We start from the raw sequence: 19,115 nt of genomic DNA on the forward strand, positions 1-19,115 counted from the left end.
GCCCGCGGACGCCAGGGCCCGCCGGGGTGCGGCGGGGCGCCGAGCCCGGAGGACGAGCGCCGCCACCGCCCAGCCGAGGCACGCGCCCGCCGTGTTCGTGATGAGGTCGTTGACGTCGGCCGTGCGACCCACGTCCATGACGTACTGGGCGATCTCGATCGAGAGCGTGACCGCGAGCGCACCCGGCAGCAGCGCGCGGAACCGGATGCCCGCGGCCGCCGCCAGGAGGCCCAGCGGCACGAAGACGAACACGTTGAGCACGGCGTCGACCGCGGATCCCCGACCGTCGAACAGGAGCGGCAGGAGGTTGAGCCGCACGCCGAGGCCCGTTCCGGTGCGGAGGGTCATGTAGGCGACCGACACGCCCCAGACGAGCATGAGCAGCACCGCCGCGGTCACGACGACGGCCGGCACCCGCCCGCGCCGCGATCCCGCAGCACCCACGGGGGCGCCGACGGCCCGGCGCGGCACGAGCGCGAGTGCGAGACCGGCCATCGAGGTCACGGCGAGCACCGCGGCGAACGCGAGGTTGAGGGCGAAGGTGCTCATGGTCGCTCCAGAGTGGCAGGTGGCACCGCGAGACACCTGGGGAAACGCCGGGGCCCGGCTGTCCGCACGATCCACACGTGATCGACGCGGCATCCACACGCCGAGCGCGCAGCGGAGCGCGCACCGGGCACGCACCGCGCACGTGGCGGGCACGCCCGACCGCCCCGGGGCCTGGCATGATGGGGGCGATGACCGATATCAGCCAGTCGCCCGGCACCTCGGCGGCACGCGCGTCCCGCACCATCCTGGTGGGCTTCCTGGGCTCGATCGTGCGCAGGATGGGCAACTGGATGCCCATCGCCGGCGCCGTCGAGCTGATGGGTCAGTGCGGGCTCGACGAGTCGAGCGTGCGCACGGCGATCTTCCGGCTCAAGCAGCGCGGCTGGCTCGTGCCCGAGGCGCGCTCGCGGGCCAAGGGCTACCTGCTCACCGATCTCGCTCTCGAGTCGCTCGCGGCGGGCGACGAGATCGTCTGGCACGCGAGGCAGGCCGCCAACCTCGACGACGGCTGGTGCGTGGTGAACTTCTCGGTGCCCGAGTCGGCCAGGGCAAAGCGGCACAAGCTGCGCGCGCACCTCGCGGCGCTCGGCTTCGGCAACATCGGCTCCGGCGTCTGGATCGCCCCGGCCCGCATGCTCGACGCGGCCAAGCGGGCCATCGAGGAGCTCGACCTCACCGGCCAGTCCGCCGTCTTCGTGGGCGACTACGCGGGCGGCCAGGAGCTCGACGAGCTGCTGCGCAACGGCTGGGACCTGCCGGAGATCGACCAGCGCTACCGCGACTTCATCGACGACCACCTCGAGCGCGCCGAGGCCCTCGAGTCCTCCGGCACGATCGACGGCGAGGACGCCTTCGTGACCTACGTGACCGTGATCAACCAGTGGCGGAAGCTCCCCTTCCGCGACCCGGGGCTCCCGCGCGAGATCCTCGGCGACGACTGGGCGGCGCCGGCCGCGGGAGTGCTGTTCGAGCGCATGGTGACCCTCCTCGAGGGCCGCGCCCTCGCCCACGCGGCCTCGCACTGGCCGTCGGTCGCCGAGAGCGCGGGCGACCCTCGACCGTGAGCGCCGTCGGCGAGGCCGCCGCCCCCGACCTCGGCAACCTGCCCCGGTTCCTCGACCATCTGGCCGAGCGCGATGACGACGCGGCCCGGTTGGCCCGACAGCTTCTCGCCGACGGCGGTGAGGTGCTCGTGTTCTGGGGGCCGCAGCAGATGGACGTGTGGCATCTCGAGGTGCGGCGCGGGCGGTGGATCGTGCTCTTCCGCATCGAGCGCGGCATGGCCGAGTGGCCCCGGATGGGGCTCGTCGCCGACCCGCCCGTCTCGTGGGACGACTATCGCCCGGTCGGCCTGGCCGTGCTCGCCTGGGCCCGAGCGAACGATGTGCCGTTCGACCTGGACGGACCAGACGACCTCCATCACGACCTGGCGTCGCACGGCCCGGCAGCTCTGGACTGGCTGGGCGACGGGCGGGTGCAGGTGTTCGATCGTCTGTGCGCCGCCTGGATGGACTACCGACACGCCCGCGTGGCCAGGGCCGGCGAGGGCGCGCGGGAGTCCGTCCGGGCCGAGGGCCTCGCGGCCCTCGAGCGTGCGGCGGCCGGATAGTACGTCACCAACACCTGACGATCGATATATTTCGGGGATGTAAAACCTTCGGGATCGCTCGCCACGGGCATCCCGGTGCCCCTACTTTGAGTGCATGACGAACATCGTGGGTTCTCTGGCCGTTCCCGACTTCAAGCTCGGGCTCTTCAGCCCCAACTGCTCCTCGGGGCTCGCGGTCACCACGGTGCCCGAGCGCTGGTCCGGCAGCTGGGACGACAACATGGCGCTCGGCCGGCTGGCCGACGAGGTGGGCATCGACTTCCTGCTGCCGATCGCGCGCTGGATCGGCTACGGCGGCGGCACCAATTTCCACGGCTCGGTGCTCGACCCGATCGCCTGGCAGGCCGGGCTCCTCGCCATCACCGAGAAGATCAGCGTGTTCGCCACCGTGCACACCGCCTTCAACCACCCCATCGTCGTGGCGAAGGCCCTCGCCACCGCCTCGCAGATCGGGAAGGGCCGCGCGGGCCTCAACATCGTGGCCGGCTGGAACCAGCCCGAGTACGAGACCTTCGGCATCGAGCTGCCCACCGACCACGACGCCCGCTACGCCCGCGCGCAGGAGTGGTGGGACCTCATCCGCACGCTCTGGCAGTCGGAGGAGCCGTTCGACTGGAACGGCGAGTACTTCCAGTCGCAGCACCTCGAGGGGTGGCCGAAGCCGCAGGGCGGGAGCCTCCCCGTGCTGAACGCCGGCTCGTCGAAGCAGGGGCGCGACTTCGCCGCCCGCAACGCCGACTACGCCTTCACGGTGGTGGGCGGCCCGGAGGACGGCGCCGGCATCGTGCAGTCGATCAAGGCGGCAGGGCAAGCGGATCATGGTCGCGACGTGGGTGTGTTCACGCTCGGTCACGTGGTCTGCCGACCCACCCGCGCCGAGGCCGAGGAGTACCTGCACTACTACGCCGACGAGAACGCCGACTGGGACGCCGTGGACAACCTGATGCGCCTGCAGGGCCTCCACGCCCAGTCGTTCACACCCGAGATGCTCGAGATGTTCCGCGGGCGCTTCGCCGCCGGGCACGGCAGCGTGCCGCTCGTGGGCTCGCCCGACGACGTGGCCGACGAGATCGCGCGCTACGCCGAGGCCGGCTTCTCAGGCATGACGCTCTCGTTCCTCAACTACACCGCCGAGCTCGGCGACTTCGCGGCCGAGGTCATCCCCCGCCTCGAGCGGAAGGGCATCCGGCTCCCGCGCTGACGCCGCTGCCGACACCGGATCCGCTCACCGCGGCACGGCGGGCCCGGTCGGCCACCGCAGGAGGGCGGCGACCCCCGACCCCGTCGGCGGCTCCACCAGGTCGACGTCATCCGGCACCCGGCGCGAGTCGGTGAACAGCACCGACGCATCGGTGAGCACCGCGGCGCGCACGAGCGCGACGGGGGCGGGCACCGAGGCGAGCACCTCGGCCCCGAGGGCCTCCTCCGGGCTCGCCGCCAGCCACGGCTCGGCGGCGAGCGCGAGCAGCTCGCGATCGCGCAGCCGATCGGTGTCGAGCAGCAGCGTGTCGACCTGGGCCGACGCGAGCGCGTGCACGACTCCTCCGACGGTGGTCTCCACCTCGTTGTCGCCGCGACCGGCGTGCAGGGCGATGAGGTCGGCCGCCTCGTCCTTCCGCTCGGCCAGCAGCCGGGCGATCTCGTGCTCGATGTGCTCGTCGAGAGCGGCGGGGTTCGACCCCTCCGAGCGCGTGTCGACGGGCAGCACCGAGAGCAGCCGCCTCGACTCCTCGGCGAGCTCCTGCTCGAGCAGCTGGCGGGCGCGCACGTCTCCGCTCACCACGAGGAGGCTCGGCCTCCGCTCGCGCACGATGCGGTCGACCATCTCGGCGAGCTCGGCCTGGGTCTGCCGCCAGATCTCCTCGGCGTGGTTCTGGAACCGGTCGTGCCGCCATCCGCCCGCCTGCACCTTCTTGAGGGTGTCGGTGCGTCCCTGATGGGCCTCCCGCTGCTCGGGCGCCGAGGCCCCGAGGCGGTAGAGGGTGATCTCGCCGCCGTCGCGACCCGTCTCCACGACCAGGCAGCGGATCTCCGGCGGCCGGTGCTCGAAGAGCGGCACGAGGTCGGGCACCGGCCCCACCACGACGCTCTCGGGCTCGACCGCCCGGCCGGGCAGGAGCTCCTCGACCACGATCTCGCCGCCGTTCACGAGCAGGTAGAGGCAGTGCTCCCCGCCCTCGCCGCGGAGCGTCGCCATGGCATCGACCACGGCGTCGACGTCGGCGTCCGAGGCGTTCTGCGCCCGCAACCGGTCGACCACCGAGATGCGCCGCTCCTCGATCACGCTCGGCGGGTCACCCGTGTCGACCGAGACGTCGAGGTAGACCTGGCACCAGGGTCCCGTCCTCCGGTACACGTCACTCATCGCTGTTCTCCTTCCGATCGCGTCCGACCCTGTCGAGGCAACTCCACGGCATCCGGCGCGGGAGGGGGTTGACGAACGGAGTGCCGCTCTGTCAAGCCCCTGGGTGCGGTCGCGGGCGGTCCTACGGTGTGCGCTGACGGGCATCCGCCCGCCGGATCGACTGAAGGATCGACTGAAGGAGACACCATGGCCGACAAGCCCACCCCCATCGAACTGCAGAAGCACCTCTCGGGAGTCGACTACCCCGCGAGCAAGGACGACCTGCTGGCGGCCGCCCGCGAGCAGGGGGCTCCGGATGACGTGATCGCCGCGCTCGAGGCGGTGCAGGAGGACGAGTTCGACAGCCCGACCGCCGTGAGCAGCGCCGTCAGCGGCGACTGACGACGGCCCTGGTGACCGAGCGCAGGAGCTCCGGCCGCTGGGCCGAACCCGCCGAACCGGTGGCGGTGGAGATCGACGTCCTGATCCCCACCGCGGGCCGGGTCGCCGAGCTCGCCGTGACCCTCGCCGGGCTGGCCGCGCAGGACGGCCCGCCGTTCGGCGTGATCGTGAGCGACCAGTCCGACGACGGCGAGCCGGTGCGGCACCCGAGCGTGCAGGCCATGGTGAGGGTGCTGCGTGCCGAGGGACATCCGGTCGAGCTCGTGCGGCACGTGCCGAGGCGGGGTCTCGCCGAGCACCGGCAGTCGCTGCTCGAGCGATCGTCGGCACCGGCGGTGCTCTTCCTCGACGACGACGTCTGGCTCGAGCCCGGCCAGCTCGAGCGGCTGTGGCGCGCCCTCGGTGCGCTCGGCTGCGGTTTCGTGGGGTCGGCCGTGCAGGGGCTCTCCTACCTCGACGACGAACGGCCGCACCAGCAGGAGTCGTTCGAGCTCTGGAGCGGTGGGGTGGCTCCCGAGCGCATCCGCCGCGGCACCCCCGGCTTCGAGCGCTGGCCGCTGCACAACGCGGCGAACCTGGCACACATCGCGAGGCGCACCGCGCTGCCGCCCGAGGGCTGGGCCGCCTACAAGATCGCGTGGGTGGGCGGCTGCGTGCTGTTCCGGCGCGACGCCCTCGTCGCATCCGGGGGCTTCGTGTTCGACCGCGAGCTGCCCGAGGGGCACTCGGGTGAGGACGTGGCGGCGCAGTGGCGGGTCATGGAGCGGTTCGGGGGCGCCGGGATCCTGCCGAGCGGGGCCGTGCACCTGGAGTCGCCGACCACGGTTCCGGATCGCAGCGTGGATGTGTTCGACGTGGCCCTCGACTGAGCCGTGGGCGTGGGTGGGTGGGCGGATGCGCGAGCGGCAGGCGTAGGCGTGGGCGGGTGGGCGGGATGCGTGGGCGGCAGGCGTGGGCGGGATTGTCGCCGTTGGCGCCGGAGAAGGCAAGCCCCTTGGGGAGAAGGGCACTCGGTTCGACCGTGTTGACCATGACGGAGTACCCAGATCCGGAGGCGCTCGTGGTCGAGCACCTCTCCCTCGCCGACGCGGTGGCGCGCCGCTTCTTCCGCCACGACCGCGCCAGGGACGAGGACCTCGTGCAGGTGGCGCGGATCGGCCTGCTGAAGGCCGCCCGCCGGTTCGATCCCGAGAAGGGCGACACCTTCTCCGCCTTCGCCGTGCCCACCATGGCGGGCGAGATCAAGCGGCACCTGCGCGACCTCGGCTGGTTCGTGCGGCCTCCGCGGTCGGTGCAGGAGCTCAGGGCCCGGGTGGCCGAGGCGACCTCGCGGCTCACCCAGGAGCTCGGCCGGGCGCCCTCCCTCGCCGAGCTCACTCTCGACCTCGGCGAGTCGGCGGCCGCCGTGGTGGAGGCGAGGGCCTGCCAGCAGCACCTCTACCCGTCGTCGCTCGACGTGCCCATCGGCGACAGCCACGGTGCCACCCTCGCCGACATCATCCCGGATGCCGCCGACGAGGTCGAGCGCGCCGACCTCGTGGTGATGCTCTGGTCGGTGCTGCGCACACTGCCCGCGCGCGAGCGGCGGGTCATCCAGCTGCGCTTCTTCGAGGACCGCACGCAGCAGGAGATCGCGGTCGAGCTGGGGGTCACCCAGATGCAGGTGTCGCGCATCCTCACGAAGACCCTCGCCCTGCTCCGGGACCGGATCGTGCACGGCGCCCCGCGCGTGCACGGGGCCGGCGCCGCGTAGGCCGGGTCTCAGGCCGGGTCTGGTCAGGTCTGTGCGCGGGCGAGCACCCGCCCCGCGGCCTCCAGTACGTCGGCGACACCCACCGCGAGGAGGGCCGGGTCCGGTGTGGCGGCGAACGCGTCGCCCCGCCGCACCGAGGCATCCGTGAGCACCTCGTGCGGGCCGGGCGGCGGCCCCCAGTGCTCGGGAGCGGCCGGCCCGAAGAGCACCACGGAGGGCCTGGCGTAGGCGGAGGCGAGGTGGGCGGCGCCCGTGTCGGCCGAGATCACGAGCGCCGCGTCCTCCACGACCCCCGCGAACTCGGCCAGCCCGAGCTCGCCGGCCAGCACGCTCTCCTCGGGCGCTCCGGCGAGGCGCGCGACCTCGAGGGCGCGCTCGCGCTCGGCGGCGCTGCCGGTGAAGACCACCCGGTGGCCCTGCCGGCCGAGCTCGCGCGCGACCTCCGCGAAGCGCTCGACCGGCCAGCGGCGCGAGCCGTAGAAGGCCCCGACGTGCAGCACGGTCGCGCCCACCACGTCGACGCGGTGCGGTGACGACAGGAGGCGCACCTCATCCGGATCGGCCTCGACACCGTAAGCGCGCACGAGGCGCACCCAGCGGGCCCGCTCGCCGATGTCGTCGCGCCAGACCGGGCAGCGGCCGTCGTCCTGAGCGTCGCCGGGGCGCGGCCCGTCGATCTCGTCGACGTGATGCACCATCGCCACCCTCGCCTCGAGGGCGTCGATCAGGCGCCGGCTCTCCGGTCCGCTGCCGTGCAGGTTCACCGCCACGTCGATGCGGCCGGGCGCCAGGGGCAGCAGCTCGTCGAGCCCCTTCGTGGGCAGGAGGGCATCGACGCCGTCGACGAGGTCGACGATCGGTTCGAGCCAGCCGGGCACCGCGAGCACGAGCCGATGCTCGGGATACGACCGCCGGAGTCCGTGCAGCGCGGGCACAGCCACCAGCAGGTCACCGAGCTTGAGGGTGCGGAGCGCGAGGAGCTCGGGGCGGCCGTCGGCGTGCGCCGTGCCCGTGTCGGTGTCGGAGGTGTCCAGGAGGTGCATGCGCCCACCTTCGCAGGGGTCGGCCGGTTCGGCGAGCCCCTCGACCAGCGCCGGAGCTGAACCCGCCCGCGTTCGAGCGCCGGCTGGATCCGGAGCAGGAGGAGCAGCAGAAGGAGCAGGAGGAGAAGGAGTTTACTTCTGCCGAGAAGTGGGAAGTGCTGGGGTATGACCGAAACCGCCCCCGTGCGCGCCGTGCTGTTCGACCGCGACGGCACCCTCGTCGTCGACGTGCCGTACAACGGCGACCCCGCGCTCGTCGAGCCCATGCCGGGGGCGGTCGAGGCTGTGGGGCTGCTGCGCGCGGCAGGGCTCGCGCTCGGTGTGGTCTCGAACCAGTCGGGGGTGGGCCGCGGGCTCATCTCCCGGCGTCAGGTCGAGGCCGTCAACGCGCGGGTCGACGACCTGCTGGGCCCCTTCGACGCCTGGCACTGGTGCCCGCACACCACGAACGTCGGATGCCGGTGCCGGAAACCGGCCCCGGGTCTCGTGCTCGACGCCGTCGGCGCGCTCGGCGTGCGGCCGGAGGAGACCGTGCTGATCGGGGACATCGGCGCCGACATGAAGGCCGCAGAGGCGGCGGGGGCGCGGGCGATCCTCGTGCCGACGGCCGTGACCCGGGCAGAGGAGATCGTGGCCGCTCCGGTGGTGGCCGGCGACCTCGCGGAGGCCACCGCACTCGTGCTGGACTGGGTGGCGAGGCCCGACGAGGCGCAGCGGTGACCCGGCGCGTGCTCGTGGCACGGCTGGACAGCGTGGGTGACGTGCTGCTGTGCGGCCCGGCCGTGCGAGCGGTGGCGAGCTCTCCCGGCGTCGACGAGGTGTGGCTGCTCTGCAGCTCGATCGGCGCTCCCGCCGGGCGGATGCTGCCCGGGGTCGCCGGGGTGCTCGAGTGGGACTGCCCGTGGATCACCGCCTCCGCTCCCCCGGTGAGCGCCGCTCACCTCGACCGGCTCGACGAGCTCGTGCGCCGGATCGCGCCCGAGGCCGCCGTCATCCTCACCTCGTTCCACCAGTCGCCGCTGCCGCTCGCGCTGCAGCTGCGGCTCGCGGGGGTGCCGCGCATCGCGGGGGCCTCCGTCGACTTCGCGGGCACGCTGCTCGATGTGCGGCTGAAGCCCGGCGAGGACTTCCCGGAGGACCAGCCCGAGCCCCTGCGGGCCCTCGGCATCGCCCGGGCGGCCGGTTTCACGCTCCCACCGGAAGACGACGGCGCCCTTCGCGTGACGGGACTGGGCCCGCTGCCGGCGGCACTCGGCCGGTTCGCTGGCGACGTGGACGGTGGGCTCGACGGTGGGCTCGACGGTGAGCTCGAGAGCAAGTCCGCTGGTGGGTCCGGCGGCTACGTGGTCGTGCACCCCGGCGCCTCCGTGCCCTCCCGGCGGTGGCCGGAGGGCCACCACGCGCGGGTGGTCGAGCTGCTCCGCGACGCGGGTGTCGACGTCGTCGTGACCGGCGGGCCCGACGAGGTGGAGCTCACCCGGCAGGTAACGGGCGACGACGACGCTGCCCGCAGGGGCGACGTGGTCGATCTGGGCGGGGACACGCCGCTGCCTGTGCTGGCCGCGGTGCTCGCGGGCGCATCCGTCGTCGTCAGCGGAAACACCGGGCCCGCCCACATCGCCGCGGCCGTGGGCACGCCGGTGGTCAGCCTGTTCTCACCCGTCGTGCCCGCCGAGCGGTGGGCACCGTACGGCGTGCCCCACGTGCTGCTCGGCGATCAGCAGGCCGCCTGCCGGGGGACGCGGGCGACGGAGTGCCCGGTGCCCGGGCATCCGTGCCTCACGTCGGTGACTCCGGAGCAGGTGGTGGAGGCGTGCTTCGCCCTGGCCCCGGCGCTGCAGGCCCCCGCGCTGCAGGCCCCCGCGCTGGAGGCGGCCGCACCGCAGGAGGCCGCGCTGCAGAAGGAAGGTGCTGTCCGATGAGGATCCTGCTCTGGCACGTGCACGGCGGCTGGACCGACGCCTTCGTGCGCGGCCGCCACGACTACCTGCTGCCCCTCAACGAGGCGCACGACGCCTGGGGGCTCGGCCGGGCCGGCCGGGACTGGCCCGAGCGCGTGGTGGAGGTCGATGTGGCACGACTCCGCGAGACCGACGTCGACGTGGTCGTGCTGCAGCGGCCCGAGGAGATCGACGCCGTCGAGCGGCTGACCGGACGCGCCCCCGGCCGAGACCTGCCCGCCGTGTTCGTGGAGCACAACACGCCCAAGGTCTCGGTGACCGACACTGTGCATCCGCTCGCCGCGAGGAGCGACATCCCGATCGCTCACGTCACCCACTTCAACCGGCTGTTCTGGGATGCCGGGAGGGCGCCCAGCACGGTGATCGAGCACGGCGTCGCCGATCCGGGCCCGCTCTACACGGGCGAGCTCGAGCGCCTCGGCGTGGTGATCAACGAGCCGGTGCGCCGCGGGCGCGTGACCGGGACCGACCTCCTCCCGGGGTTCTCGAGGGTCGCTCCGCTCGACGTGTTCGGCATGGGCGCCGAGCACCTGCCCGAGGCCCTCGGGGTGCGTGCCGACAGGATCGCCCCCGTCGGAGACCTGCCCTCGGCGCGCCTGCACGCCGAGCTCGCGCGCCGGCGGGTCTACCTGCATCCGCTCCGCTGGACCTCGCTCGGGCTCGCGCTGCTCGAGGCCATGCACCTCGGCATGCCCGTGCTCGCCCTCGACACGACCGAGGCCTCGCGTGCCGTGCCCCCCGAGGCCGGGCTCGTGTCGAACGACCTCGGGGCGCTCGAGCGGGCCGCGGCACGACTGATCCGCGATCCGGCCGGAGCGGCGGAGCAGGGCGCGGCCGCCCGACGGCACGCCCTCGAGCACTACGGCCTCGAGAGGTTCCTCGAGGCCTGGGACCGGCTGCTCGGCGACCTCGCGCCCCGACGGCGCTCCGGTCGCCGTCCCGCAGCGGACTCCCCCACCACCCTGATGGAAAGGACGACACGATGAAGATCTCCATGGTGTCCGAGCACGCCAGTCCGCTCGCCACGCTCGGCGGCGTCGACGCGGGCGGGCAGAACGTGCACGTCGCCGCCCTCTCGGCGGCCCTCGCGGCCCGCGGCCACGACGTGACCGTCTACACCCGCCGCGACGACGCCTCGCTCGAGGAGCGGGTGCGGCTCTGCGACGGGGTCGAGGTGGTGAACGTGGAGGCGGGACCCGCGACCGCCATTCCGAAGGACGAGCTGCTGCCCTTCATGGGCTCCTTCGGCGACCGGCTCGCGGAGTACTGGCAGGGCGACCGGCCGGACATCGTGCACGGCCACTTCTGGATGTCGGGCCTCGCCGCCCTCGACGCGGCGCGCCGGCCCGGTGCCGCCGAGCTCCCCGTGGTGCAGACCTTCCACGCTCTCGGCACGGTGAAGCGCCGCCACCAGGGCAGCGACGACACGAGCCCGCCCGAGCGCGAGTCGCTCGAGCCGCGGGTGGGCCGCGGGGTCGACGCCGTGATCGCCACCTGCTCGGACGAGGCGTTCGAACTGAAGACGATGGGCGTGCCCTCGACGCGGATCTCGGTCGTCCCGTGCGGCGTCGACACCGGGCTCTTCACCCCCGACGGCCCGGCGGAGGAGAAGGGGCGGCCCTTCCGCATCCTGACCGTCGGCCGGCTCGTGCCGCGGAAGGGTGTGGGACTGACGATCTCCGCGCTCGCCCGGCTGGTCGACTCCGGCCGCGACGACGTCGAGCTCGTGGTGCTCGGCGGGTCACGGCCGCCCGCGGAGGTGCTGGACGACCCCGACGTGCAGCGACTACTCGCCCACGCCGAGGGCCTCGGGGTGGCCGACCGGGTGAGCTTCCGCGGCCAGATCCGGCAGGGCGACCTGCCCCAGGCGCTGCGCTCCGCCGACGTGGTGGTGTGCGCTCCCTGGTACGAGCCGTTCGGCATCGTGCCGCTCGAGGCGATGGCCACGGGAACCCCCGTGGTCGCCGCCGCGGTGGGCGGGCTGATCGACAGCGTCGTGCACGGCCGCACGGGGCTGCACGTGCCCCCGCGCGACTCGGACGCGATCGCCGACGCCGTGCAGACCCTCCTCGACGACCCGGCGCTGCTCGCGTCGCTCGGGGCGGCGGGCATCGCGCGCACGCACTCGCGCTACACGTGGTCGAAGGTGGCGGCCGAGACCGAGCGGGCCTACCTCCGCACGCTGCGGGCCGCGGGCCGCGCGGATCGTGGAGGCCGGGCGGGCCGGCCGGTCGATCACGCCGACCGGGCGGATCGCGCGGATCGCGCCGATCGAGCCGACCGCACGGATCGGGCGGCGAGACTGCCCGAGGGGGTCGCGGGCGGATCGCGCCGATCAGCCGGGCGCTCGAACGGGCGGGTGAGCTCGTGAGCATCCGGGAGGCCCTGCGGCCGGCATCGACGACGGGCCCGGACCAGACGGGCCCCTCAGTGGTGGGTGACACAACGGTGAACGGCACGGCCGACCTGCTCGCGCGCCACCTCGACGACCACGTCGACACGATCGCGGCCCTGCGCGAGCACGTGCCCACCCTCACCCGCTGGGGCGACACCCTGGCCGAGCGCCTGCTGCACGGGCACCGGCTGATCGCCGCGGGCAACGGCGGCTCCGCGGCCGAGGCCCAGCATCTCACGGCCGAGATCGTGGGGCGGTTCGACGGCGAGCGCCGGCCGTTCTCGGCCCTGTCGCTGCACGCCGAGACCTCGAGCGTGACCGCCATCGCGAACGACTACGGCTACGACGAGGTGTTCGCGCGGCAGCTGCAGGCCCACGCGAGGGCCGGCGACATCGTGGTGCTGTTCTCCACGAGCGGCCGCAGCCGCAACCTCCTGCTCGCCGCCGAGGCCGCGCGCCGCATCGGCGCCACGACCTGGGCGCTCACCGGGGTGGCTCCGAATCCGCTCTGCGACGAGTGCGACGAGCAGATCGCGCTGACGGGCCCCTCTGCCGCCGTGCAGGAGGCCCAGCTCGTGGCGCTGCACCTGCTCTGCCGGGTGTTCGACGACCGGGTGAGACGGCACGACGCCGGCTCGGGAAGGAGCTCCCGATGAGGATCGTGGTGGTGGGCGACGTGCTGCTCGACGTGGATCTGACCGGCAGCGCCGATCGGCTGAGCCCGGATGCTCCGGTGCCCGTGGTCGCGGTGCAGGATGCCGCGGAGCGCGCGGGCGGCGCCGGCCTCGTGGCGACCCTGCTGGCGCGCGACGGGATCGACGTCTCCCTCGTGACCGTGCTCGGCGACGACGACCGGGCCGGCCGCATCCGCTCGTGCCTGGAACGCACGGCCGAGGAGCCCGGGTCCGGTGCGATCGAGGTCGTGGCGGGCGACTCGGGCGCCCCCACCCCCGTCAAGACGCGGGTGCGCGGATCCGGCCAGGCGGTCGTGCGGATCGACGAGGGCTGCGACCCTCCCCCGCCCCCGCGGGTGAGCGCTGCGATGCTCGACGCGCTCACGGATGCCGACGCGGTGGTGGTGGCCGACTACGGCCGCGGCGTCGCGGCCGATCCGGTGCTGCGCGAGGCGCTCGAGCGGGTGGGCCGGCGGGTGCCCGTGGTCTGGGATCCGCATCCGCGGGGCGCGGAGCCCGTGTGCTCCGCCGCGGTCGTGACCCCCAACTCGAGCGAGGCGCTGGCTGCCGCGGCCAAGAACGGCGGCAGCAGTGGCAGCACCGACACGATCGTGGGCGCGGCCTCCGACGCCGCCGCCGCGCTCGCGGCCCACTGGGGGTGCGGTGCCGTGCTCGTGACCCTCGGCCTCCGCGGAGCGCTCCTGCACGTTCCGGGCGAGAGCCCCGACGTGCCGCACGTGGTGCCGGCCCAGGCGGTGCACGACATCGATCCGTGCGGTGCCGGTGATCGACTCGCCGCGACCCTCGCCGTGGCGCTCGCCTCGGGCGAGGAGCTCCCCGCGGCCGCCCGCACGGCGGTGGCGGCAGCCGGCAGGTTCCTCGCCGACGGTGGGGTGGGCGGCCTCGCGAACCCCGCCAACACCCGCCCGCTCGGCGGCGATGCGGGCGACGCTCTCGCGGTGGTGCACGCCGTGCGGGCACGCGGCGGCACGGTCGTGGCCACCGGCGGCTGCTTCGACCTGCTGCACGCGGGTCACGCCCGCACCCTCGCCGCCGCCCGGGCCCTCGGCGACTGCCTCGTGGTGTGTCTCAACAGCGACGCCTCGGTGCGACGGCTCAAGGGGTCAGAGCGCCCCATCATGTCCCAGCCCGACCGGGTCGACCTGCTGCAGGCGCTCGAGTGCGTCGACGCGGTGATCGTGTTCGAGGAGGACACCCCCGAGAGCGTGCTGCGCCGGATCGAGCCCCACATCTGCGTGAAGGGCGGCGACTACGTGGCCGAGGAGCTGCCCGAGACGGCGGTGCTCGCCGAGTGGGGCGGCCGCACCGTCACCGTGCCGTACCACGCCGGCAGGTCGAGCACTCGGCTCGCCGGTGCCCTGGCCCGCGTGGGCTGAGCGCCCGCCCGCACCTCCCCGCCCGCCCTGCCCCGGCCCGGCCGACGCCAGCCCTACCTACCCGACCCAGCCCCACCGATCCGAACCCGCACCACCACCGAAAGGAAGCACCCCCATGCCCCGTCCCCTCGGAAACGTCCTCATCACCGGAGGAGCCTCCGGCCTCGGAGCCGCCGTCGCCGCCGCCGTGCGCGCCGCGGGCGGCCGACCCATCGTGCTCGACCTCGACATCAGCCGCATCTCGCCCGACGACGCCTACACCGCCGACGTCTCGGACACCCGCGCGACCGAGGAGCTCGTGGCCCGGCTCGCCGAGCAGTACGGCGGCCTGGATGCGGTGGTCACCGCCGCCGGCATCGACCGGCCGGCGCCGCTCGGCTCCCTGCCGGGCGCCGACTGGGAGCGCATCGTCGCGGTCAACCTCCTCGGCACGGTCGCCGTCGTGCGAGCTGCCCTCCCCGCACTCCTCGAGGCGCACGGTCGCGTGATCACCATCGCCTCCTCGCTCGCGCTGCGCGCGCTCGGAGACGCCACCGCCTACTGCGCCTCGAAGTTCGGCGTGCTCGGCTTCAGCCGCTCGCTGGCCGCCGAGACCAAGGGGAGCCTCGGCGTGACGACCGTCATCCCGGCCGGCATGGACACCCGGTTCTTCGACGGGCGCGACGAGCAGTACCGGCCCGGATCCGACGCCAGGCTCATCGACGCGGCCGAGGTCGCCGAGGCGATCGTCTTCGCGCTCACCCGCCCCGCCGGAGTCGAGCTGCGCGAGCTCGTCATCTGCCCCGAAGAGGAACCGTCGTGGCCGTGACGGGCCCGAGCAGCGAGACGATGTCGTCGTAGACCGCGTCGGCCGGAACGTCCTGCACGAACGACACGTCGTGCTCGCAGCGCGGGGCGGTCCAGCCCACCTGGGTGCAGTCGCGGCCGCAGACCGGGCAGTGCGTCGTCCACGACAGCTGCACCCGCTGACCGCCGCGGGTGAGCGGCCCGCCGTTGATGAGGTTGCCCACCCAGTAGACGCTCGCCGTGGGGGTGCCGACCGCCTGGGCGAGGTGCCGCGGGCCGCTGTCGTTGCCCACGAACACGTCGGCGTTCGCGAGCACCCCCGCGAGCTCGGGCAGCGAGAGCCGGCCGGCGAGCGACACGACCGGCTCGGCCGACGTGGTTGCGGTGGCGGCGGCGGTCGAGGCGATCCGGTCGGCCAGGGCGGCATCGTCGCCCTCCCCCACCAGCACGACGCGGAGCCCGTCCCGGGCGGCCCGGCGGGCGACCTCGGCGAAGCGGCCGGCCGGCCACCGCCGCCGCGGGTCGGTGGCGCCGGGGTGGATGACCATCAGGCCGGCGCCGCCACCACCACCACCGGCGCCGCCCCAGCCCCCGGTGCTCGCGTCGAAGACGCCCTCGACGAGCGCCCGTGCCCGCTGCCGCTCCGGCATCGTCACCACGACATGCGGCTCGGCCCGCACCGGCACGGCACCCGCGAGCGCCACCGTCTCGAGCCAGCGCACCACCTCGTGCTGGTAGTAGAGGTAGGGCAGACTCCGCTCCAGCGGCTGCGCATCCGGGGTCACCGTGCCCACGGTGTGGGCGGCCCCGAGACCGAGCAGGAACGGGTTCGAGAAGCGGCCGCCGCCGTGCAGCTGGCAGGCGAGGTCGAAGTGCTCGGCCGCCATCCGCTTGGTGAACAGAGCAGTGCCGATCGCGTCGTCGTCGGCGGTGTCGGGGCCGTGCACGCCGCGCGCGTGCGGGAGCACCTCGACCCGCGCCACGGGCCCCGGCCGGCCCTCGAGCAGCGCGCGGTGCGCCGGGGTGCCGAGCAGCACGATCTCCGCCTCGGGATACGCCGCCGCCAGGGCGTCGACGGCGGGCAGCGCGAACAGCAGGTCGCCGAGACCGCCACCCCGCAGCACGGCGATCTTCAGCACGTCGTCGAACCGCATCGTCTGGTCGAACCGCATCGTCTGGCAGAGCGCCGTCGCATCCACTGTCCTCATCCTCTCGTCAGCCGGTTCCCTCCCCTTTCCCCATCGGGTCGCGGGCGAAACACCTGCCCGGGAACGGGATGGGCGAGGTGTGGGCCGGGCGGCAAGTGGGTACGGGTCGGTCATGAGCCTCCACCCGATCCGTTCCACCGAGCCGACCGCAGCACCGGAGGCCGAGATGGTCATCTCCGATCCCCGCACGGGAGAGCCGGTCGGCCGGGTGCGGATCGCCGATCAGGCCGACGTGGCCGCCGCCGTCGAGCGCACGCGCGACGCGTTCCGCTCCTGGTCGGAGGTCTCCCCCGCCGAGCGCGGCGTGCGCCTCCGCACGGCGGCCTCAGCGCTCTCGGCGCACGCCGACGAGCTCGCCGAGCTCAACGAGAGGGAGACGGGCAAGCCTCGCGCCGATGCCCTCGGCGGGGTGCTCGCCGGGGTCGCGACCCTCGAGCAGTACGCCGAGCTCGGCCCCCTGCACACCGGCCGCACCCTCCGCGGAGACCCGTCGGCCATCGACTACACGGTCGCCGAGCCGCGCGGCGTCGTGGCCGTCATCACCCCGTGGAACGATCCCGTGGCGGTGGCCGCCGGGCTCATCGGGGCGGCCGTGGTGACGGGCAACACCGTCGTGCACAAGCCCAGCGAGCGCTGCCCCCACCTCGGCGAGCTGCTCGGCCGTGTGCTCGGCGGGGCGCTGCCCCCGGATGTCGTCGTGACGGTCTCGGGCGACGCCGGCACGGGCGCGCAGCTCGTGGCGCAGCCGGGCGTCTCGATGGTCGCGCACGTGGGCTCCACCGCGGCGGGCGAGCGGATCGCGAGAGCCGCGGCCCTCACCGGCGCGCACGTCGTCCGCGAGAACGGCGGCAACGACGCGCTCATCGTCGACGCCGACGTCGACCCGGTCTGGGCGGCCGAGCAGGCGGCCCTCGGCGCCTTCGCCAACAGCGGCCAGATCTGCACCTCCGTGGAGCGCATCCTGGTGCACGCCGCCATCGCCCAGCCCTTCCTCAGTGCGCTCGTGGCCGAGGCCGAGCAGCGCACCGCCGATCCGCTGTTCGGCCCGCTGGTCGACACGGCGCTCCGCCGCGACGTGCACGCCCAGGTGCTCGAGGCGCTCGAGAGCGGGGCGGTCGCGCTGACCGGCGCCGCACTGTCGGAGGGTGCGGGCAGCTTCTACCCCGCCACCGTGCTGAGCGGCTGCCGGCCGACCATGACGATCATGCGCGAGGAGACCTTCGGGCCGGTCGCACCCGTGCAGGTGGTCGACTCGTTCGACGAGGCGCTCCGGCTCGCGGCCGACGACCGCTACGGCCTCGCCGCGACCGTGCTCACGCGCTCGCTCGAGCACGCCGCCGACGCCGCCCGGCGGCTGCCGGTGGGCACCGTGAAGGTGAACGCCGTGTTCGGCGGCGCCCCGGGCGGCTCGGCCGAACCGCGGAGGGCCAGCGGCAGCGGCTTCGGCTACGGGCCGGGGCTCCTCGACGAGATGACGCTCACCAAGGTCGTGCACATCGGGGTCGCGCCATGACGCCGCAGCTGCGGCAGCTGCCCGACCTCGTGCGGGCCCGCCCGCCGCGGGTGACCGTCGTGGGCGATGTCATCCTCGACCGCTGGCTGCGCGGCGGGGTGCAGCGGGTGAGCCGCGAGGCTCCCGTGCCGGTGGTCGAGGTGGGCGAGCCCGAGAGCTGCCCCGGCGGCGCCGCGAACACCGCCGTCAACCTCGCGGCCATGGGGGCCGAGGTCGAGCTCGTGACGGTGCTCGGCGACGATCCGGAGGGACGCGAGCTGCTGCGACTGCTCGCGGAGGCCGGGGTCGGCACCTCCGGCGCGCTGGTGCGGCCGGGTGCCACGACCGCGTCGAAGACCCGCATCGTGGGAGCCGACCAGATCATCGTGCGGGTCGACCAGCTCTCCCGGCCGGCGCCTGGGCCCGGCGTGCGCTCGCACGTGCTCGCCGCTCTCGAGCGCGCGCACCCCGAGGGCGCCCTCGTGTTCTGCGACTACGGCGCCGGGCTCTTCGACGACGAGCTGCTCGAGCTCCTCGCCTCGCACCGGCCTCCCGGCGGCCACCGGGTGGTCGACGCGCACGATCTCCAGCGCTGGCGGGCCTTCCGGCCGGATGTCGTGACCCCCAACGCCCAGGAGACCGAGCGGCTGCTCGGCCGGCCGCTCGGCAGCGGGGCCGAGCGGGTGGCCGCGGTCGAGGCGGCCTCCGGTGAGATCCTCAGCTCCTCCGGTGCCGGGCTCGCCGTCGTGACCCTCGACCGCGACGGGACCGCCGTGCTCGACGGAGGGCATCCGGTGCACCGCACGCACGCCCACCCCGCACCCGAGCACCAGGCATCCGGAGCCGGCGACACGTTCGTAGCGGCCCTCGCGATCGCCCTGGCCGCCGGCGCGACGCCCGCCACGAGCGCGAGCTGGGCGCAGGCAGCGGCCGACGTGGTGGTGGCCCGGCCCGGCACCGCGGTCTGCTCCCTCAACGATCTCGACGAGGCGCTCGGCGCGCGCGAACCCACCAGGGCGCTCGGCCTGCCCGAGCTCACCGAGGCGCTGGCCGCCGAGCGGGAGAAGGGTCGGCGGATCGTCTTCACGAACGGCTGCTTCGACGTCATCCACCGCGGTCACACCACCCACCTCCGCCAGGCCAAGCAGCTCGGCGACGTGCTCGTGGTCGCGCTCAACGACGACGCCTCGGTGAGCCGCCTCAAAGGTCCGGAACGGCCCGTGAACCCGGTCGGCGACCGGGTGGCGGTGCTCGAGGCGCTCGGCTGCGTCGACCACGTCGTGGTGTTCGGCGAGGACACCCCGATCGCCCTGCTCACGGCCCTCCGGCCGGACGTCTACGCGAAGGGCGGCGACTACACGCCCGAGATGCTCGCCGAGACCGAGGTGGTGCGGGGGTACGGGGGCGAGGTGCGGATCCTCGACTACATCGCCTCGCACTCCACCACGGGGCTCGTCGACCGCATCCGGGCGAGGGCGCTGCCCTAGGCCCAGCCGCACGTG

General features: G+C 74.2%; 19 protein-coding genes. 15 read left to right on the forward strand and 4 right to left on the reverse strand.

Translation table 11 applies throughout. From position 1 onward, the window contains the following. Positions 1–549 (reverse strand): VanZ family protein (locus Q0D57_RS08200; protein ID WP_291041196.1); only part of this gene is annotated, 549 nt, incomplete at its 3' end. A gap of 188 nt (positions 550–737) precedes the next feature. Between Q0D57_RS08200 and Q0D57_RS08205 the strand changes: the two genes are divergently transcribed. The 3 genes from Q0D57_RS08205 to Q0D57_RS08215 all read left to right on the forward strand — a co-directional run bounded on the left by Q0D57_RS08205 (position 738) and on the right by Q0D57_RS08215 (position 3,359). After that, a complete protein-coding gene (locus tag Q0D57_RS08205; RefSeq protein ID WP_291041199.1) occupies positions 738–1,613 on the forward strand; it encodes a PaaX family transcriptional regulator C-terminal domain-containing protein in 876 nt (291 codons plus the stop codon). Beyond that, positions 1,610–2,158, forward strand: coding sequence for a hypothetical protein (locus tag Q0D57_RS08210; RefSeq protein ID WP_291041204.1), 549 nt, complete (start codon positions 1,610–1,612; stop codon positions 2,156–2,158). Before Q0D57_RS08205 ends, Q0D57_RS08210 begins: the two co-directional genes overlap by 4 nt. A gap of 94 nt (positions 2,159–2,252) precedes the next feature. Next, complete coding sequence (locus Q0D57_RS08215) at positions 2,253–3,359, forward strand: LLM class flavin-dependent oxidoreductase (protein WP_291041207.1); 1,107 nt, start codon at positions 2,253–2,255, stop codon at positions 3,357–3,359. 24 nt (positions 3,360–3,383) lie between these two features. Here Q0D57_RS08215 and Q0D57_RS08220 read toward each other — a convergent pair whose 3' ends face one another. Next, entirely contained in the window at positions 3,384–4,523 is a 1,140-nt protein-coding gene (locus Q0D57_RS08220) for a Vms1/Ankzf1 family peptidyl-tRNA hydrolase (RefSeq protein WP_291041210.1), read from the reverse strand. Positions 4,524–4,709: 186 nt separating this feature from the next. On the opposite strand from Q0D57_RS08220, the gene Q0D57_RS08225 reads away from it, so the two are divergent. From Q0D57_RS08225 to Q0D57_RS08235, 3 genes are all read left to right on the forward strand, one after another. After that, a complete protein-coding gene (locus Q0D57_RS08225; RefSeq protein ID WP_291041214.1) occupies positions 4,710–4,904 on the forward strand; it encodes a DUF2795 domain-containing protein in 195 nt (64 codons plus the stop codon). A gap of 11 nt (positions 4,905–4,915) precedes the next feature. Then, positions 4,916–5,773, forward strand: a complete 858-nt coding sequence (locus Q0D57_RS08230) for a glycosyltransferase family 2 protein (RefSeq protein WP_291041217.1) — start codon at positions 4,916–4,918, stop codon at positions 5,771–5,773. 161 nt (positions 5,774–5,934) lie between these two features. Then, positions 5,935–6,657: a sigma-70 family RNA polymerase sigma factor gene (locus Q0D57_RS08235; RefSeq protein WP_291041226.1), complete on the forward strand. Its 723-nt coding sequence runs from the start codon at positions 5,935–5,937 to the stop codon at positions 6,655–6,657. Between the two features lie 23 nt (positions 6,658–6,680). Here Q0D57_RS08235 and Q0D57_RS08240 read toward each other — a convergent pair whose 3' ends face one another. After that, positions 6,681–7,700: a glycosyltransferase family 9 protein gene (locus tag Q0D57_RS08240; protein WP_291041229.1), complete on the reverse strand. Its 1,020-nt coding sequence runs from the start codon at positions 7,698–7,700 to the stop codon at positions 6,681–6,683. A 165-nt stretch (positions 7,701–7,865) separates the two neighbouring features. Here Q0D57_RS08240 and Q0D57_RS08245 point away from each other — a divergent pair, with 165 nt between their 5' ends. The 7 genes from Q0D57_RS08245 (at position 7,866) to Q0D57_RS08275 (ending at position 14,935) form a co-directional block, all read left to right on the forward strand. After that, positions 7,866–8,420 (forward strand): HAD family hydrolase, encoded by a 555-nt coding sequence (locus Q0D57_RS08245; protein WP_291041232.1) that lies wholly within the window; start codon positions 7,866–7,868, stop codon positions 8,418–8,420. Continuing rightward, complete coding sequence (locus Q0D57_RS08250; RefSeq protein WP_291041235.1) at positions 8,417–9,622, forward strand: glycosyltransferase family 9 protein; 1,206 nt, start codon at positions 8,417–8,419, stop codon at positions 9,620–9,622. Before Q0D57_RS08245 ends, Q0D57_RS08250 begins: the two co-directional genes overlap by 4 nt. Further along, positions 9,619–10,647: a glycosyltransferase gene (locus Q0D57_RS08255; protein WP_291041238.1), complete on the forward strand. Its 1,029-nt coding sequence runs from the start codon at positions 9,619–9,621 to the stop codon at positions 10,645–10,647. The genes Q0D57_RS08250 and Q0D57_RS08255 overlap by 4 nt, the downstream gene beginning before the upstream one ends. Then, positions 10,644–12,032, forward strand: a complete 1,389-nt coding sequence (locus Q0D57_RS08260; protein ID WP_291041241.1) for a glycosyltransferase — start codon at positions 10,644–10,646, stop codon at positions 12,030–12,032. Before Q0D57_RS08255 ends, Q0D57_RS08260 begins: the two co-directional genes overlap by 4 nt. A gap of 59 nt (positions 12,033–12,091) precedes the next feature. Beyond that, the gene (locus Q0D57_RS08265) at positions 12,092–12,712 is read left to right on the forward strand and encodes an SIS domain-containing protein (RefSeq protein WP_366518593.1); all 621 of its coding nucleotides are present in this window, start codon (positions 12,092–12,094) and stop codon (positions 12,710–12,712) included. Further along, positions 12,709–14,127, forward strand: coding sequence for a PfkB family carbohydrate kinase (locus Q0D57_RS08270; protein ID WP_291041243.1), 1,419 nt, complete (start codon positions 12,709–12,711; stop codon positions 14,125–14,127). The genes Q0D57_RS08265 and Q0D57_RS08270 overlap by 4 nt, the downstream gene beginning before the upstream one ends. Before the next feature lie 115 nt (positions 14,128–14,242). Beyond that, positions 14,243–14,935 (forward strand): SDR family oxidoreductase, encoded by a 693-nt coding sequence (locus tag Q0D57_RS08275; protein ID WP_291041247.1) that lies wholly within the window; start codon positions 14,243–14,245, stop codon positions 14,933–14,935. On the opposite strand, the gene Q0D57_RS08280 is transcribed toward Q0D57_RS08275, so the two are convergent. Continuing rightward, positions 14,901–16,112, reverse strand: coding sequence for a glycosyltransferase family 9 protein (locus Q0D57_RS08280; RefSeq protein ID WP_291041250.1), 1,212 nt, complete (start codon positions 16,110–16,112; stop codon positions 14,901–14,903). The genes Q0D57_RS08275 and Q0D57_RS08280 overlap by 35 nt on opposite strands. A gap of 121 nt (positions 16,113–16,233) precedes the next feature. On the opposite strand from Q0D57_RS08280, the gene Q0D57_RS08285 reads away from it, so the two are divergent. Together Q0D57_RS08285 and rfaE2 are read left to right on the forward strand one after the other, a co-directional pair. Continuing rightward, complete coding sequence (locus tag Q0D57_RS08285; RefSeq protein WP_291041253.1) at positions 16,234–17,634, forward strand: aldehyde dehydrogenase family protein; 1,401 nt, start codon at positions 16,234–16,236, stop codon at positions 17,632–17,634. Continuing rightward, on the forward strand, positions 17,631–19,100 hold the full coding sequence (rfaE2, locus tag Q0D57_RS08290) for a D-glycero-beta-D-manno-heptose 1-phosphate adenylyltransferase (RefSeq protein WP_291041256.1): 1,470 nt from the start codon (positions 17,631–17,633) through the stop codon (positions 19,098–19,100). The genes Q0D57_RS08285 and rfaE2 overlap by 4 nt, the downstream gene beginning before the upstream one ends. Positions 19,101–19,115: the final 15 nt, after the last annotated feature.

The organism is Herbiconiux sp. (genome assembly GCF_023264895.1).
Classification (GTDB): Bacteria; Actinomycetota; Actinomycetes; order Actinomycetales; family Microbacteriaceae; genus Herbiconiux.